Origin of the sequence: Shewanella sp. GD03713, from assembly GCF_029843705.1 — a bacterium.
GTDB lineage: Bacteria > Pseudomonadota > Gammaproteobacteria > Enterobacterales > Shewanellaceae > Shewanella.
On the sequence record NZ_JAOCIW010000001.1, the window covers coordinates 4805036 to 4821289 of the forward strand.

General features: G+C 46.4%; 16 protein-coding genes. 2 read left to right on the forward strand and 14 right to left on the reverse strand.

Going from position 1 to position 16254, the window contains the following annotated elements:
- The first annotated feature begins 94 nt into the window (after positions 1-94).
- Positions 95-997 carry a 1,4-dihydroxy-2-naphthoyl-CoA synthase gene (locus tag N5E87_RS20980; protein ID WP_011627707.1) on the forward strand — a complete coding sequence of 301 codons (903 nt, stop codon included), beginning with the start codon at positions 95-97 and terminating at the stop codon, positions 995-997.
- Between the two features lie 167 nt (positions 998-1164).
- Positions 1165-1368, forward strand: a complete 204-nt coding sequence (locus N5E87_RS20985; protein WP_011627708.1) for a DUF2061 domain-containing protein — start codon at positions 1165-1167, stop codon at positions 1366-1368.
- 79 nt (positions 1369-1447) lie between these two features.
- Here the strand turns inward: N5E87_RS20985 and glmS are convergent, their stop codons facing one another.
- From glmS to N5E87_RS21055, 14 genes are all read right to left on the reverse strand, one after another.
- Positions 1448-3277, reverse strand: a complete 1830-nt coding sequence (gene glmS, locus N5E87_RS20990) for a glutamine--fructose-6-phosphate transaminase (isomerizing) (RefSeq protein ID WP_011624641.1) — start codon at positions 3275-3277, stop codon at positions 1448-1450.
- Between the two features lie 75 nt (positions 3278-3352).
- Positions 3353-4123 (reverse strand): DeoR family transcriptional regulator, encoded by a 771-nt coding sequence (locus N5E87_RS20995; RefSeq protein ID WP_086903503.1) that lies wholly within the window; start codon positions 4121-4123, stop codon positions 3353-3355.
- A gap of 203 nt (positions 4124-4326) precedes the next feature.
- Positions 4327-6420: a TonB-dependent receptor gene (locus tag N5E87_RS21000; RefSeq protein WP_279775833.1), complete on the reverse strand. Its 2094-nt coding sequence runs from the start codon at positions 6418-6420 to the stop codon at positions 4327-4329.
- A gap of 261 nt (positions 6421-6681) precedes the next feature.
- Positions 6682-8046 (reverse strand): bifunctional UDP-N-acetylglucosamine diphosphorylase/glucosamine-1-phosphate N-acetyltransferase GlmU, encoded by a 1365-nt coding sequence (gene glmU, locus N5E87_RS21005; RefSeq protein ID WP_086903505.1) that lies wholly within the window; start codon positions 8044-8046, stop codon positions 6682-6684.
- Between the two features lie 170 nt (positions 8047-8216).
- A complete protein-coding gene (locus tag N5E87_RS21010) occupies positions 8217-8645 on the reverse strand; it encodes a F0F1 ATP synthase subunit epsilon (protein WP_011624645.1) in 429 nt (142 codons plus the stop codon).
- 36 nt (positions 8646-8681) lie between these two features.
- Positions 8682-10073 (reverse strand): F0F1 ATP synthase subunit beta, encoded by a 1392-nt coding sequence (gene atpD, locus N5E87_RS21015; protein ID WP_011718832.1) that lies wholly within the window; start codon positions 10071-10073, stop codon positions 8682-8684.
- Between the two features lie 35 nt (positions 10074-10108).
- Positions 10109-10969, reverse strand: coding sequence for a F0F1 ATP synthase subunit gamma (gene atpG, locus N5E87_RS21020; protein ID WP_086903506.1), 861 nt, complete (start codon positions 10967-10969; stop codon positions 10109-10111).
- 50 nt (positions 10970-11019) lie between these two features.
- A complete protein-coding gene (gene atpA, locus N5E87_RS21025; protein WP_086903507.1) occupies positions 11020-12561 on the reverse strand; it encodes a F0F1 ATP synthase subunit alpha in 1542 nt (513 codons plus the stop codon).
- A gap of 14 nt (positions 12562-12575) precedes the next feature.
- Entirely contained in the window at positions 12576-13109 is a 534-nt protein-coding gene (gene atpH / locus N5E87_RS21030; protein ID WP_086903508.1) for a F0F1 ATP synthase subunit delta, read from the reverse strand.
- A 16-nt stretch (positions 13110-13125) separates the two neighbouring features.
- Positions 13126-13596 (reverse strand): F0F1 ATP synthase subunit B, encoded by a 471-nt coding sequence (gene atpF, locus N5E87_RS21035; protein WP_011624650.1) that lies wholly within the window; start codon positions 13594-13596, stop codon positions 13126-13128.
- A gap of 38 nt (positions 13597-13634) precedes the next feature.
- Positions 13635-13886, reverse strand: coding sequence for a F0F1 ATP synthase subunit C (atpE, locus tag N5E87_RS21040; protein ID WP_006083840.1), 252 nt, complete (start codon positions 13884-13886; stop codon positions 13635-13637).
- 70 nt (positions 13887-13956) lie between these two features.
- Entirely contained in the window at positions 13957-14751 is a 795-nt protein-coding gene (gene atpB / locus N5E87_RS21045) for a F0F1 ATP synthase subunit A (protein WP_011718837.1), read from the reverse strand.
- A gap of 12 nt (positions 14752-14763) precedes the next feature.
- Complete coding sequence (locus N5E87_RS21050) at positions 14764-15147, reverse strand: ATP synthase subunit I (RefSeq protein ID WP_011624652.1); 384 nt, start codon at positions 15145-15147, stop codon at positions 14764-14766.
- 225 nt (positions 15148-15372) lie between these two features.
- On the reverse strand, positions 15373-16251 hold the full coding sequence (locus tag N5E87_RS21055; RefSeq protein WP_126512188.1) for a ParB/RepB/Spo0J family partition protein: 879 nt from the start codon (positions 16249-16251) through the stop codon (positions 15373-15375).
- Positions 16252-16254 lie beyond the last annotated feature (3 nt).

Here is a 16254-nt window from a genome sequence, read left to right on the forward strand (position 1 = left end):
TTTTGCAGCCCATCACTAAGCATGACGCTTAGGCGATTGACCAAAGACATGATTCCGCCTAGCCTTTGAACTTCAATTACATAGGCCTTGTATCATGACTAAACCAGTATCAGATATTTTTGATCCCGCACTGTGGGATGAAGTCAGCGGATTTAATTTCGACGATATCACTTACCATAGAGCCAAAGCCCACGGCACAGTGCGTATCGCCATCAACCGTCCAGATTGCCTCAATGCCTTCCGCCCAAAGACGGTCGACGAGTTGTATATCGCCCTCGATCACGCTCGCCAATGGTCCGATGTAGGTTGTGTGTTACTCACAGGCAATGGCCCCTCCGCCAAAGGACAATATTCGTTTTCCTCCGGTGGCGATCAACGTATTCGCGGCAAAGATGGTTATAAATATGAAGGCGCAGAAGAAGGCAAAGCCGATTTAGCCAGAATGGGGCGTTTACATATCCTCGAAGTCCAACGATTGATCCGCTTTATGCCTAAGGTGGTGATCGCCGTCGTGCCGGGTTGGGCGGTGGGTGGCGGCCATAGTTTACACGTTGTCTGCGACTTAACCTTAGCCTCGAAGGAACACGCCGTCTTCAAACAAACCGATCCCGATGTCGCGAGTTTCGATTCTGGCTATGGTAGTGCTTATCTTGCCAAAATGATTGGCCAAAAGCGCGCGCGAGAAATTTTCTTCTGCGGCTTTAACTACAGTGCCGATGAAGCCTTTGCCATGGGAATGGTCAATAAATCGGTTCCCCATGCAGAACTCGAAGTCGAAGCATTAAGATGGGCCAAAGAGATTAACTCCAAATCGCCAACAGCGATGCGTATGTTGAAGTACGGCTTTAACATGACAGACGATGGCATGGTCGGTCAGCAACTGTTTGCGGGTGAAGCGACACGCTTAGCCTATGCCAGCGCAGAAGCTCAGGAAGGGCGCGATGCTTTCCTCGAAAAACGCGATCAGGACTTTTCAGCGTTTCCTTGGCATTACTAATCGAAGCTGATTGTCATATAAAGCCCTCATTTGAGGGCTTTATATTTTTTAGCGCTTATAGATAGAAAAAACCGTTTAAACTAATCTCAAAATACGGGTTTAAATTTTAATGAGAACTGTTATCATCTAACCATTCCCAATTGGGGCTTACATTAGAGGATAAGATCATGACCAAGACATTTACTTTTGCCGTATTACATTTCAGCGTCGCCTTCACCGTTACCTATTTATTAACCGGTAGTGTTTTGGTAGGTGGTGCCGTTGCCTTAGTTGAACCCGCAATAAACACGGTAGTGTTTTATTTCCACGATAAAGTGTGGAAGCGTTTCGAAGAAAAAAAGCAAAACGCACTTAATGCTATAACGGCTTAACACACTTAGCCACCAGCATATACTCTAATAAAGCCCCAATAAAAAACCGCCATTCAGGCGGTTTTTTATGACTTCCGATTTATTCCACCGTCACCGATTTAGCGAGGTTTCGCGGTTGATCCACATCCGTGCCCTTAATTAAGGCAACGTGATACGACAGCAACTGTAATGGGATAGTGTAAATCAGCGGTGCCATAAAGATATCGCAGTGTGGAACTGGGATAACCTTCATGGTCTCGTCAGATTCAAACTCAGCATCCACATCGGCAAAGACATACATTAAACCACCACGGGCACGCACTTCTTCAACGTTAGATTTCAGCTTTTCTAACAGTTCGTTGTTTGGCGCGACTACGATGACGGGCATGTCGGCATCAATCAACGCCAGTGGGCCATGTTTCAGCTCGCCAGAGGCATACGCCTCAGCATGGATATAAGAGATCTCTTTAAGTTTCAGCGCACCTTCCATCGCAATCGGATACTGATCGCCACGGCCAAGGAATAGCGCATGGTGTTTGTCGGCAAAATCTTCCGCCAATTCAGCAATCGCATCATCTAAGCTCAATGCTTGTTCCACTTTGGCTGGCATAGACTGTAGGCTTTGAGTGATCTCCGCCTGCATTTGCTCCGACATGCCATTATGGCGACCGATCACCGCCGTCAGCATTAACAAACCAGCCAACTGCACAGTAAAGGCTTTGGTAGAGGCAACGCCAATCTCAGCACCCGCTTTCATCATGTATGCCATGTCAGACTCACGGACTAAGGAAGAGCCAGGTGCGTTACAGATAGTTAGCGTCGCCTTGTAGCCCATTTCTTTGGCTAGGCGCATCGCCGCCAGCGTATCGGCAGTCTCGCCGGATTGAGAAATGGTCACCAACAGGCTGTTAGGGAACAAATGCGACTTGCGGTAGCGGAATTCGGAGGCGATTTCGACATTACATGAAACGCCAGCCCAATCCTCTAACCAATAACGCGCCGCCATCCCCGCATGATAACTAGTACCACAGGCAATAATCTGTACGTGTTTAATATCTTTTAAAAACTCTGCGGCGTTATCACCAAAAGCCGTGTCGAGCACTTGCTTGTTAGCAATGCGACCTTCGATAGTGCGCGTCAGTGCCAATGGCTGCTCATAAATCTCTTTGAGCATATAGTGGCGATATTCACCTTTGTCGCCGGCATCATGGGTGATTTCTGATTCTTTAACTTCGCGCTCAACTTTATTGCCATGCACATCGAAAATGCTCACGGTGCGACGAGTCACTTCTGCCACGTCACCTTCTTCTAAAAACGCGAAAGAACGGGTCACAGGCAGCAGCGCCAATTGGTCAGATGCAACGAAGTTTTCACCTAAACCAAAACCAATCACTAATGGGCTGCCTGAGCGCGCAACGACCATACGCTCGCTATCGCGGCGGTCGATAACCACAGTGCCATAAGCGCCTTCGAGTTGTTTAACTGTGGCTTGCACAGCGGCCAGTAAGGTGTCGTGCGTTTTTAATTCGTGATGAACTAAGTGGCAAATCACTTCGGTGTCGGTATCAGAGCTGAAGTGATAGCCCAGCTCTTTTAGCATTTCGCGCAGTTTATGATGGTTTTCGATAATGCCATTGTGCACCACGGCAATATCGCCTTCAGATAAATGTGGGTGAGCATTGCGCTCGCTTGGCTCACCATGGGTAGCCCAACGAGTATGTGCAATACCAGTGCCCCCCGCTAACGGGTCGGTTTCGAGAGCGGCAGAGAGCTCCTGCACTTTACCCACGCGACGAGTACGATTAAGTTCGCCATTGTGGATAACGGCAACACCAGCGGAGTCATATCCACGATATTCTAAACGACGTAAACCTTCGACCAGAATTTCGGCCACATCCCTTTGCGCCACTGCGCCAACGATTCCGCACATAGTTTTTACCTATAAAATGAAAAATAAAAATGAAGTTGTTTGAGACATTTGCTTTGGCTTATCACGGGCAAATGCCTAAGACGAGTAGGGCGCTAAGATGACTTTCACGCCTTGCTCGGTAATTTGGTTAAGGGCGCTCTCTTCGATGCGAGCATCGGTAACTAGTACGCTGATTTGCGACCAAGGTAGTTCTAAGTTAGGGATCCGCTTACCAATTTTGTCCGAATCCACCATAACGATCACTTCGCGGGAAACCTCTGCCATCACCTTACTTAACCCCGTCAGCTCATTAAAGGTGGTGGTGCCGCGCGCTAAATCGATACCGTCAGCACCGATAAAGAGTTGGTCGAAGTTATAGGAGCGTAATACTTGCTCGGCCACTTGCCCCTGGAACGACTCTGAATGCGGATCCCAGGTTCCGCCAGTCATCAATAGGGTGGGCTCATTTTCAAGCTCATGAATCGCATTAGCCAAATGTAAGGCATTGGTCATGACCACCAGCCCACGCTTGTGATTCAGCTCGGCGATCAGGCCAGAAGTGGTGGTGCCACTGTCGATGATGATGCGATTGTGATCTTTGATCAGCTGCGCCGCTGCTTTAGCAATGGATAACTTATTAGGGGCAATCTTGGCAGAAAACTGTTGCGTGACTTCATCAGGTATAGCCACAGCACCGCCATAGCGGCGCAGCAGTAATCCGGTTTTTTCAAGTTCGGCCAAGTCTTTACGAATAGTCACTTCTGAGGTTTCGAAACGTAATGACAACTCATCGACACTCACTTCACCCTGTTCATTCAGAATGCTGATAATACTGTGGCGTCGTTGCTGTGTGTTTCGTTTATTCATAAAACCTTTCAGTTAACTTTCGGTTCGAAAGTTACATTATAGAGAAACGAAACATTTTTACTAGTATTCGAAAGGTGTTTTTGGAATGAAAGTGATGAAATAGATGAGTTTTTAAAATTAACCTAATGAAAAGCAATAAAAAAGCAGTCCACCTATCGGTGAACTGCTTTAAGGGAGCTAAAACTTAAGCATAGAAAGTGAAGTTAGAACTTAGCTTCAAGTGCCACGCTGAAGTTACGGTCTTGGCCTAGAGTCACCATATTGTATTGTCCGCCATCAATATAATCGGTATCAAACAGGTTTCTCACGTTCGCGCGGATGCTTACATCTTTACCAATAATATCCATAGTGTAGGCAGCACCGATATCGAAGCGGACATAACCGTCTTTACTGATAGTGTTATCCACGTTTGCAAAACGCTCGCCAACATAGATAGCACCGAAGTTCATTGCAAAGTTATCGGTTACTTCATAACGAGTCCAGATATTAGCCGACCATTCAGGGGCATCGATAGGAGTTTTACCTTCGCGCTCATCACCCGTTTGATACTCAGCATCGAGGTACATCATAGATGAAGTCACAAACCAGCTATCGCCTAGCTTACCTTGGGCACCTACTTCAAAGCCGCGGTGCTTTTGCTCTCCGCCTTGGGTGGTGATATCAGTGAAATCACCGATAGGTGTAGGCAATTTTTCTGAAATAGTAATGTTTTCAAGTGTGATATCAAATACCGCTGCCGTTAATAGCAAGCTGTCGTCAAACAGTTCCCACTTTGTTCCCACTTCATATTGAATGCCGTATTCAGGCTTTAGGTTAAGTTTATTATTGATATCGTATTCATTATTCACCGCACCTTGCGGGGTGAAGCTTTTTGAGTAGTTAACATAAACACTGCCGTTATCTGTAGGTGAGTAGATCACCCCAAATTTAGGCGATACGGCATAACTGTTTTCACCTTCGCCATCTTTTTTCTGTTCGTCATAACGAACCCCTGCGAGCAACTTCCATTGTTCATTGATGGTCATTAAATCTTGCAGATAGAAACCATAGTATTTGTATTCACTTGGAGTACCTTTTTTACCTGTATGGTAATCAAGATCCGGCTGAATCACCGGCTGACCAGGAATAACGGTTTGAGCTGCGCCACGAGCGATTTGTTGCTGGTAGAAATAATCGAGATAGTTAGCGCCGATCAGCAACTGATGCTCCATACCCGCCAATGCAAACTCACCCGTAAAATCGACATAAGCGGTTTTATGTTGCCAATCATCGTAACGATCGAATGGCCTAATACTGTATCCCGAGGTGAATGGATCTTCATTATATTGCGGTGCAGAATCGAAACGCTGGCGATTAAACTGTTGATCGTTATAACCCAGTTTAACTTTCCAATCGTCATTCATATGCCAAGTTAAATCGGCACCTAAGTTTGAAACCGTGTTATCGGTAAAGGCCCAAGGCGCATCCCAGATGGTTTTACGCTGGCCGACAACATTGCCTTGCTTATCTAACCAACTGCCAGCATCGATACCGGTTTTATCTTGGGTATGGTCGTATTTCAGTGACAATAACAAATCATCACTGATATCAAATTCTAGGTTCAAATAACCTAACCAACGATCACGCTCTTGGTTTTCATCGGTCGTTGAATATTCACGCCAGTATTTAGTGTCTTGTTTGACTAACACACCGCGGTAACGAATGCTCTGCGCCTCGTTTAAGCTGCCACCAGCATCTAACTGTGCGCGGGTAGAGCCGTAACCGTCGGTATCAAACCCTAAGTTGAGCATAGAATCGTAGGTGGGTTTCTTGGTGACCATATTCACCAAACCGCCAGGTCCAGATTGGCCATACAACATGCTCGAAGGGCCTTTCAGCACTTCGACTTGTTGCAGAGTTTCGATAGGTTGAACGTAGTGAGACCATTGCTGGTGGCCGTTGATCAGATAACCGTTGCCTGAATCTAATTCAAAACCACGAATACTAAAGACTTGGCGGTTCCAGCGAGTGGTTCCCGCCGTTACGCTCGAGTCATTAACTAAGACTTCCGCAAGGTTAGTCGCTAATTGCTCATCGGTCACAAAGTCGGGGATAACATTTACAGATTGTGGTGTATCCATTAAATCGATATCACCACGCATAGCACCGGATGCACTGCCGACTTTATAGTCGTTAAACGTACGGCCAGTCACATTAATGCGCTCAATGTTCTCATCATTTGGCGCTTCAGCCATAACAGGCATCGCCATTAATGCAGACCCTACGGCCAAACCAACCACTGAATATTTAAATACCATTGCCAACACCTCAAGTAGACCTTTCGTCTTAGAATTGCAGGCAATATAAATAAGAATTGTTTTTATTTAACTATCTTTACACGAATTTACAATCTAGCGTGACTTGGATCAACTTTGAATAAAAACAATGAATTAGCCATAACATCACAGTCTTAATTGAACATTAATTTAGCTGATTTTTATTTGATAGGGATTTTTAGCTTTGACAAAAAAGTCATAAAGCGGCAATAAGCCGCTTTATGTTTACTGGGTACAGCGCCGTTATTTCTTAATCTTTACCGGACGTTGCCAGCCAGTTAGATGTTTTTGCTTAACACGGGTGATCACTAGCTCATCCTCACCCACGTCACGGGTAATTGTTGACCCCGCACCGAGCGTCGCGCCTTTACCAATGGTCACTGGCGCCACCAGCTGAGTATCACTCCCCACAAACACATTATCTTCAATCACGGTTAAGTGTTTATTGGCACCATCGTAATTACAGGTAATAGTGCCAGCACCAATATTCACACCCGCACCGATTTGCGCATCGCCTAAATAGGCTAAGTGACCCGCCTTAGAACCCACACCTAAAACAGCTTTTTTCATCTCAACAAAGTTGCCGATATGGGCATCTTGCATTAACTCTGCTCCTGGGCGTAAACGAGCAAAAGGCCCCGCACTGGCGGCAACGCCTAGCTTAGCGCCTTCGATAATAGAGTAAGGTTTGATCTCAGCGTTATCGGCAATTTCACAATCGATAAGAATCGCGCCAGCGCCGATGCTAACGTTATTGCCAATCACCACATTACCTTCGAAAATAACGTTCACATCGACCATCACATCCATACCCACAGTCACTTCGCCACGGATATCGATACGGCTTGGGTCACGTAGATTAGCCCCAGCAATCATTAATTTTTCGGCTTCACGGGCCTGATAAGCGCGCTCGAGTTGTGCAAGCTGCACGCGGTTATTGGCGCCTTCCACCTCAATGGCTGATTGTGGCTGAGCGGTATTAATCTCAACGCCATCGGCGTGAGCCATGGCGATAATATCAGTCAGGTAGTATTCGCCCTGAGCATTGTTATTCGATAGGCGGCCAAGCCAGGTTTTTAATGCCTTACCAGGCACCGCCATAATGCCGGTATTGATTTCATTGATGGCTAACTGCTCAGCATTGGCATCCTTTTGCTCGACGATACCAACAACCTTACCTTGCTCGCGCACGATGCGGCCATAGCCAGTTGGATTGGTTAGATTGACGGTTAAAATCGCCACGCCCTGATCAGGACGCGCGGCAAGCAGAGCTTCGAGGGTTGAAGCTTGGATTAACGGCACATCACCGTAAAGGATCAGCACAGTGTCATTATCATCGATATTGGGAATCGCCTGAGCGACCGCATGGCCTGTACCTAACTGCTCGGCTTGCAACATCCAATTTAACTGCTGCTCACCCAGTGCGGATTTTAATTTGTCGGCGCCATAGCCGTACACTAGTTGAATGGCATCGCTGCCGATGCAGTGGGCGGTATCGATAACATGCTGCACCATGCTCTTGTGGGCGATAGGATGTAATACCTTGGGAAGATCCGAGCGCATGCGAGTTCCTTTTCCTGCCGCTAAGATAACTACATTTAATGCCATTGCCATATCCTTGATTAACATCCCAAAGGGATAAACTGAGCTCGATTTAATGGCGCAATTTTAACGGAAAGGCGCAGCAAAGCGAAAGGCAGAACTCAAAATGCAGCGAAAAAACCAACAAAAAAGGCGGGTATCTTTCGATAACCGCCTTTTATCACAAACAATAACCTTTATCTGGCAATGTTTTTCTTGATGGTTTCAACAACACGTAGTTGAGCCATTGCTTTCGCTAACTCAACCATAGCGGCGTCATAATTGAAGTCCGCACCCGCAGTCGCCATATGGGCTTCTGCACGACGCTTGGCTTCTAATGCTGCCTGCTCATCAATATCTTTGGCACGCATAACCACATCAGCCAACACAGAAACAGAAGAAGGTTGTACTTCCAGTAAACCACCAGAAAGATAAAACACTTCTTCGCTGCCGTCTTGTTTGACGATGCGCGCCATGCCAGGTTTGATATAGCTTAACAGTGGAGCGTGGCCATGCATGATGCCCAACTCACCTTCAGAACCGGTCACTTGTAGGCTAGCTACGCGACCTGAGAAGATGCTGCTCTCTGCGCTTACTATATCAAGCTGTACTGTCATGGCTGCCATCCCGTTCTCCTTAAAAAACTAAGTATGACTACTTAGTTATTTCTTTTTGTTAGCTTTCTCGACAGCTTCGTCGATAGAACCAACCATGTAGAACGCTTGTTCTGGAATGTGGTCGAACTCACCACTCAGAATTCCCTTGAAGCCACGGATAGTGTCTTTCAGAGATACGTACTTACCAGGAGAACCAGTAAAGACTTCTGCTACGTGGAAAGGCTGAGACAAGAAACGCTCAATCTTACGTGCACGGGAAACGGTCATCTTATCTTCGTCTGACAGTTCGTCCATACCGAGAATCGCAATGATGTCTTTCAGCTCTTTGTAGCGTTGCAGAACAGTTTGTACACCGTTAGCTACGTCATAGTGCTCTTGACCAACTACTAATGGATCTAATTGACGAGAAGTAGAATCCAGTGGGTCAACCGCTGGGTAAATACCCAGAGAAGCGATTTGACGTGACAATACAACAGTCGCATCTAAGTGAGCGAAGGTTGTTGCTGGTGACGGGTCAGTCAAGTCGTCCGCAGGTACGTATACCGCTTGTACAGAGGTAATAGAACCAGTCTTAGTTGAAGTAATACGCTCTTGCAGAACGCCCATTTCTTCAGCCAGAGTGGGTTGGTAACCTACTGCAGAAGGCATACGACCTAACAGTGCTGATACTTCAGTACCGGCTAGGGTGTAACGGTAGATGTTGTCAACGAACAACAGAACGTCACGACCTTCGTCACGGAATTTTTCAGCCATAGTCAGACCGGTCAGTGCTACACGCAGACGGTTTCCTGGTGGCTCGTTCATTTGACCATAAACCATGGCTACTTTGTCGAGAACGCCAGAATCCTTCATCTCGTAGTAGAAGTCGTTACCCTCACGAGTACGCTCACCTACACCGGCGAATACAGAAAGACCTGAGTGAGCTTTAGCGATGTTGTTGATCAGTTCCATCATGTTAACTGTCTTACCAACACCCGCACCACCGAACAGACCTACTTTACCACCCTTAGCGAATGGACATACAAGGTCGATAACCTTGATACCAGTCTCTAACAGTTCAGTCGTGTTTGATTGCTCTTCGTATGAAGGAGCGCTGCGGTGAATCACATAACGTTCTTCTTCGCCAATTGCGCCAGCTTCATCAATAGGGTCGCCTAATACGTTCATGATACGGCCAAGAGTGGCGGTACCAACAGGAACAGAAATAGGTGAACCTGAGTTTACTACCTCAAGACCACGACGCAGACCATCAGAAGTACCCATAGCGATGGTACGAACTACACCACCACCTAGTTGTTGCTGAACTTCCAGCACCAAACCATTACAGGAGCCTTCACCTGTGATCTTCAGAGCGTCATATACCTGAGGTACGGCATCTTGTGGAAACTCTACGTCCACAACCGCGCCAATCACTTGGACAACAGTACCTGTGCTCATGATTAATCCTCTAAAACTTGTATTCGTTACCTAACCTAAACCGCAGAGGCACCAGAAACAATTTCCGACAGTTCCTGCGTAATCGCAGCCTGACGAGCCTTGTTATAGACCAATTGCAAATCGTCAATCAGTGTACCCGCGTTGTCTGTTGCCGCCTTCATCGCCACCATACGGGCAGCCTGTTCAGAAGCAATGTTTTCAACAACACCTTGGTAAACCTGAGATTCTACATAACGAACCAATAAGGTATCCAAAAGGGCTTTTGGATCTGGCTCGTAGATATAGTCCCAACGATGAGCAACCTCATCTTCTTCCGATTTAGGCAAAGGTAGCAGCTGCTCGATCACAGGAGTCTGCGTCATAGTGTTTACAAACTTGTTGAACACTACGTACAGACGATCCAGTTTGCCTTCGTTGTAAGCATCTAGCATTACACGTACTGTCCCGATCAGGTCAGCGAGCTTTGGCGCATCGCCTAAACCTGAAGCATGGGCAGATACATGACCGCCAAAGCTTTTGAAAAACTGAACACTACGAGCACCAATTGGGCAAAATTCAAATTCTGCACCTTGCTCTTTCCAGCTTTTCACGTCTGCGACAACCTTTTTAAAGAGGTTGACGTTCAGACCACCACAAAGGCCACGGTCGGTTGCTACAACAATGTAACCAACCCGCTTAGCCTCTCTCACCTCTAAGTAGGGGTGTTTATACTCGAGAGAACCTTGCGCTACGTGACCGATCACCTTACGCATGCTTTCCGCGTATGGACGGCTTGCAGCCATGCGGTCCTGCGCTCTGCGCATTTTGCTGGCTGCCACCATTTCCATGGCGGACGTGATCTTCTGAGTGTTTTTCACACTCGCGATCTTGGTTTTAATCTCTTTAGCGCCGGCCATCTCTACTCTCCAATCTGGACCTGAGGTGCCTTAAGACACCTCTATCATTGTTACCAGGTTTGGGTTGCTACGAACTTGTCGAGGCCAGCTTTTAATTCAGCTTCGATATCGGCGTTATAATCGCCAGTCTCGTTGATAAGCTTGATTAAAGCAGCATGCTCGCTGTTCATGTACGAGAGCAGAGCGGCTTCGAAATCACCGACTTTGTTCAGCTCAACGCCCTTCAGGTAACCTTTTTCAGCTGCGAAAATTGACACAGCTTGAGCGGCTACGCTCATAGGAGCATATTGTTTTTGCTTCATCAGTTCGGTAACACGCACACCATGCTCAAGTTGAGCACGAGTTGCATCGTCTAAGTCAGATGCAAACTGTGAGAACGCAGCAAGTTCACGATACTGTGCTAGAGCGGTACGGATACCACCAGACAGTTTCTTGATGATCTTAGTCTGAGCCGCACCACCAACACGAGAAACAGAAATACCTGGGTTAACCGCTGGACGTAAGCCAGAGTTAAACAGATCGGTCTCAAGGAAGATCTGACCGTCAGTAATAGAAATTACGTTGGTCGGTACGAATGCAGATACGTCACCCGCCTGAGTTTCAATAATAGGCAGCGCGGTTAAAGAACCGGTTTGACCTGTTACAGCACCCTTAGTGAACTTCTCTACATAATCTTCGTTTACGCGTGAAGCACGCTCTAATAAACGAGAGTGTAGATAGAATACGTCACCAGGATAAGCTTCACGGCCTGGTGGACGCTTCAGCAGTAACGAGATCTGACGGTAAGCAACTGCTTGCTTAGACAGGTCATCGTATACGATCAGAGCATCTTCACCGCGGTCGCGGAAGTATTCACCCATAGCACAACCAGAGTATGGTGCTAAGTATTGCAGTGCTGCAGCTTCAGAAGCTGTTGCAACTACAACGATAGTGTTAGCTAATGCACCGTGCTCTTCTAGCTTGCGTACTACGTTAGCGATTGTAGAAGCCTTTTGGCCTACCGCTACGTACACACACTTGATGCTAGAATCGCGCTGGTTGATGATTGCGTCGATCGCCATAGCTGTTTTACCAGTTTGACGGTCGCCAATGATCAATTCACGTTGGCCACGACCGATTGGGATCATAGCGTCAACGGCTTTATAACCAGTTTGAACTGGTTGATCTACTGACTTACGGTCGATAACGCCTGGAGCGATAACTTCAACAGGAGAGAAACCATCGTTATCGATAGCGCCTTTTCCGTCAATTGGCTCACCCAGAGTGTTAACTACACGGCCTAACAGGCCACGACCGACTGGAACTTCCAGAATACGGCCAGTAGTTTTAACTTTTACGCCCTCTGCTAAATCAGCATAAGGACCCATTACTACGGCACCGACAGAATCACGTTCAAGGTTCAACGCGATTGCAAAACGGCTACCAGGCAGTTCGATCATTTCACCTTGCATCACATCGGCTAGGCCGTGGATGCGGATAATGCCGTCACTTACCGCAACGATAGTACCTTCGTTACGAGATTCGCTAACGACTTCGAACTGCTCGATCCGCTGCTTAATCAGATCGCTGATTTCAGTGGAATTCAGTTGCATGCTCAAACTCCCAATTACGACTGCAGCTTTTCAGACAGACGCGATAACTTACCGCGGACAGAGCCATCAATGACTAAGTCACCTGCCTTAATAATTACACCGGCGATGAGCGCGGCGTCAGTGCTGCAATTCAGCTTAACTTTGCGTGCGAGACGTTTCTCTAAAGAATTACTGATCTGCTGCTGTTGTTCAGAGCTGAGCTCAGCTGCAGAAACCACATCGGCTTCCACTTCTTTTGCCCACTCATTACGGTATTGAGCAAAAAGCTCAGATACAGCAGGTAGTACCTTTAAGCGACCGTTTTCAGCCATTACCTTTATCAAGTTCTGACCTTGCTCATTGATTTGCTCACCACAAACACTAATGAAGAGTGCGGCAAGTTTAGTACTGGCTAAAGAGCCAGTTAGCAGTGGCTGCATGGTTTCGTTTTCACTAACCAGAGCGGCAAACGTGAGCATTTCTGCCCAGGTATCCACTGCATTGTGTTCAACAGCAATGTCAAAAGCTGCCTTTGCGTAAGGGCGAGCGATGGTGGTTAATTCAGCCATAACTCAAACTCCCTTATCAAATTTCAGCGACTAGTTTATTAACTATGTCACTGTGGGCGGCTGGATCAATAGAACGCTCAAGGATCTTCTCAGCACCCATGATGGCAAGAGTAGCAACCTGCTTACGCAGATCCTCTTTCACGCGATTACGTTCAGCTTCAATTTCTGCTTTACCCTGAGCGATGATTTTTGCACGCTCAGCGTCTGCTTCGGCTTTAGCTTCTTCAACTATTTGAGCTTTACGCTTGTTAGCTTGCTCAATAATTTCGTTAGCAGTCACCTTGGCTTCTTTTAGTTGGTCAGTCGCTTTCGCTTGAGCCAACTCTAGGTCTTTTACCGCACGATCAGCATCAGCTAGACCGTCAGCAATCCTTTTTTGGCGCGCTTCGATGGCATTCATCAAAGGGGGCCATACAAACTTCATGCAGAACCACACGAAGATGATAAAGGCGACCGTCTGACCGATTAGGGTAGCGTTGAAATTCACAACAGCCTCCTATTTAGAGTTAAGACAGAAGCGTTTTCTTACAGCATTGCACCCAGTGGGTTGGTGAACAGCATGAATAATGCGATACCAACACCGATCATTGTTACGGCGTCTAACAGACCCGCTACGATGAACATTTTAACTTGCAGCATAGGAGCCATTTCTGGTTGACGCGCAGCGCCTTCCAGGAACTTGCCACCTAATAAGCCGAAACCGATTGCAGTACCAAGAGCACCCATACCAATCAGCAGAGCAACAGCGATAGCTGTCATGCCTAAAATCGTTTCCATCTGTATCTCCAGTATCTAAAATCTAAATCTAATTAGTTGATGATTTAGTTTAAAATTTCTTCAGCAATCCTTAATGATCTTCATGCGCCATGCTTAAGTAAACAATGGTCAACATCATGAAGATAAACGCCTGCAGCGTGATAACCAAAATGTGGAAAATTAACCAACCTAGTTGCAGAGTCACACCCAGGGAAGATAATAACAAGTTGGTACCATACATCAGCGCAATAAGGATGAAGATCAACTCACCTGCGTACAAGTTACCGAATAGACGCAATGCCAATGAAATTGGCTTAGCAACTAAAGTAACAGTCTCTAATAGGAGGTTGACGGGTATCATTGCCTTATGGTTAAAGGGCTGTAGCGTCAGTTCTTTAACAAAACCAGACACGCCTTTGACCTTAATGCTGTAGTAAATAATCAGCACAAACACACCGATAGCTAAGCTGAAGGTGATGTTTACGTCAGTTGTCGGAACCACTTTCAAGTATGGAACGCCCGCTAAACTTGCTAACCAAGGCAGCCAGTCAACAGGAAGCATATCCATGAAGTTCATCATGAATACCCATACAAAAATGGTCAGAGCTAAAGGCGCGATCAGGGCATTGCGGCCATGAAAACTTTCTTTCACGCTGTTATCAACGAACTCAACGATCATCTCGATAAAGCATTGCAGCTTACCGGGAACCCCTGAAGTCGCTTTTTTACCAACACTACGGAAAATCCACAGGAACAGAACACCAAGACCAACCGAAAAGAACAACGAATCAATGTGCCATGTCCAGAAACCTTCACCAACATGTAAGTTGGTAAGGTGATGCTGGATATAGCCCTGCGGTGTTAACGCTTCACCAGGTGCAGCCATGATTCATCCCACTTAACTTTGCTTGAAGTATAAAGGAGCTGTCCAATGCACTATTAACGTCAGCACATAACAAACAAAAAGCGGCATAAATGCCACCTCAAGCTTGCTAAACACCAATGAAAACATTGCGATGGTTAACAGCAACTTTACCGCTTCCCCCCAGTAAAAAGTTTTAATCACTTTTGCTGCTGAACTTGCTCCCGTATGAGAGAAAGCGAGGGTTGCGAATACAAAATTAGGGAGCACAGCAATTGAACCACCTGCTAACGCAGAATAGCCAAACTGAACTCCCCACACGACGAAAAAGAGAATTGAAGCACCCCCAGCCACCGCCGCCTGCATCATCACCAATTTATAGGCTGACCACCGGCCACGACGCGCTAAAACCTTACTCAACTCATCCTCTCCGCATTCATACTTTTTGTTTCGATGACCGGATGACAAATATCCGTATTTTTGTCGATGCACAAAAAGCTTGCGAAAGTATACCTTTTCACGCCTTCATTGCAACTTTGAGATAAGGAAAAACAGCACTTTTAACGTGATATAGCGCCAAAACAGTCAAAATCCAAAATTAACATATGTCACAAATTTACATTAAAAACTGTTAATCTACAGACATTAACGAATTTTGCTAAGAATTCCGTCTAATTCAGCCAGATTCTGATAGTTAATTACAATTTTACCCTTACCCTTACTGCTATGAGCGATCGAAACCTTAGCACCTAATCTTTCAATTAACTGTTGCTCTAAACGACAAACATCTTGATCTTTAGTCGTAGTTTCGACGGGTTTGGGCGGATTTAAGGTTTGATTAATCAATCGTTCAGTTTCGCGAACGGTTAATTCCTTGGCAGCCACTAATCTCGCCAGATTTGTTTGTTCTTCACCCTCAATTGCGAGCAAAGCGCGTGCATGGCCCATATCAATGTCGCCATACTCGAGTAAACGCTTAACCGGTTCATTTAACCCGTTTAACCGTAACAAGTTAGATACACTCGCGCGAGATTTTCCCACAACATCGGCAACCTGTTGGTGAGTCAGCTCAAATTCTTGCATCAAACGTTGTAATGCAATGGCTTCTTCCATGGCATTTAAGTCTTCACGTTGAATGTTTTCAATCAACGCAATGGCAACCGCCGCTTCATCGGGAACCGATTTAACGATACAAGGGATTTTTTCGACACCCGCCAATTGGGACGCGCGCCAACGGCGCTCACCGGCGATGATTTCATACTGGCTATCGCTAACAGGACGCACCACAATCGGCTGAATAATGCCTTGATTGCGGATGGAATGGGCGAGTTCTTCTAACGCCTCGGGAGACATGTCCTTACGAGGTTGGTATTTACCCGGTTGTAGCAGGTCAAGATCCAGATGAATAAGTTCTTCTTTTTTATCGACAACAACCACTTCTTCCGTGTGTTTTTTACTCGCGGCGTGGCTGTTACTCAGTAAAGCATCTAAACCTTTACCTAACCCTCTTTTCTTTAACGTCATGGT

Bases quoted from the DNA above. Each gene is read 5' to 3' on its own strand.
- N5E87_RS20980 (WP_011627707.1), top strand. From the start codon at position 95: ATGACTAAACCAGTATCAGATATTTTTGATCCCGCACTGTGGGATGAA.
- N5E87_RS20985 (WP_011627708.1), top strand. From the start codon at position 1,165: ATGACCAAGACATTTACTTTTGCCGTATTACATTTCAGCGTCGCCTTC.
- glmS (WP_011624641.1), bottom strand. From the start codon at position 3,277: ATGTGCGGAATCGTTGGCGCAGTGGCGCAAAGGGATGTGGCCGAAATT.
- N5E87_RS20995 (WP_086903503.1), bottom strand. From the start codon at position 4,123: ATGAATAAACGAAACACACAGCAACGACGCCACAGTATTATCAGCATT.
- N5E87_RS21000 (WP_279775833.1), bottom strand. From the start codon at position 6,420: ATGGTATTTAAATATTCAGTGGTTGGTTTGGCCGTAGGGTCTGCATTA.
- glmU (WP_086903505.1), bottom strand. From the start codon at position 8,046: ATGGCATTAAATGTAGTTATCTTAGCGGCAGGAAAAGGAACTCGCATG.
- N5E87_RS21010 (WP_011624645.1), bottom strand. From the start codon at position 8,645: ATGGCAGCCATGACAGTACAGCTTGATATAGTAAGCGCAGAGAGCAGC.
- atpD (WP_011718832.1), bottom strand. From the start codon at position 10,073: ATGAGCACAGGTACTGTTGTCCAAGTGATTGGCGCGGTTGTGGACGTA.
- atpG (WP_086903506.1), bottom strand. From the start codon at position 10,969: ATGGCCGGCGCTAAAGAGATTAAAACCAAGATCGCGAGTGTGAAAAAC.
- atpA (WP_086903507.1), bottom strand. From the start codon at position 12,561: ATGCAACTGAATTCCACTGAAATCAGCGATCTGATTAAGCAGCGGATC.
- atpH (WP_086903508.1), bottom strand. From the start codon at position 13,109: ATGGCTGAATTAACCACCATCGCTCGCCCTTACGCAAAGGCAGCTTTT.
- atpE (WP_006083840.1), bottom strand. From the start codon at position 13,886: ATGGAAACGATTTTAGGCATGACAGCTATCGCTGTTGCTCTGCTGATT.
- atpB (WP_011718837.1), bottom strand. From the start codon at position 14,751: ATGGCTGCACCTGGTGAAGCGTTAACACCGCAGGGCTATATCCAGCAT.
- N5E87_RS21055 (WP_126512188.1), bottom strand. From the start codon at position 16,251: ATGACGTTAAAGAAAAGAGGGTTAGGTAAAGGTTTAGATGCTTTACTG.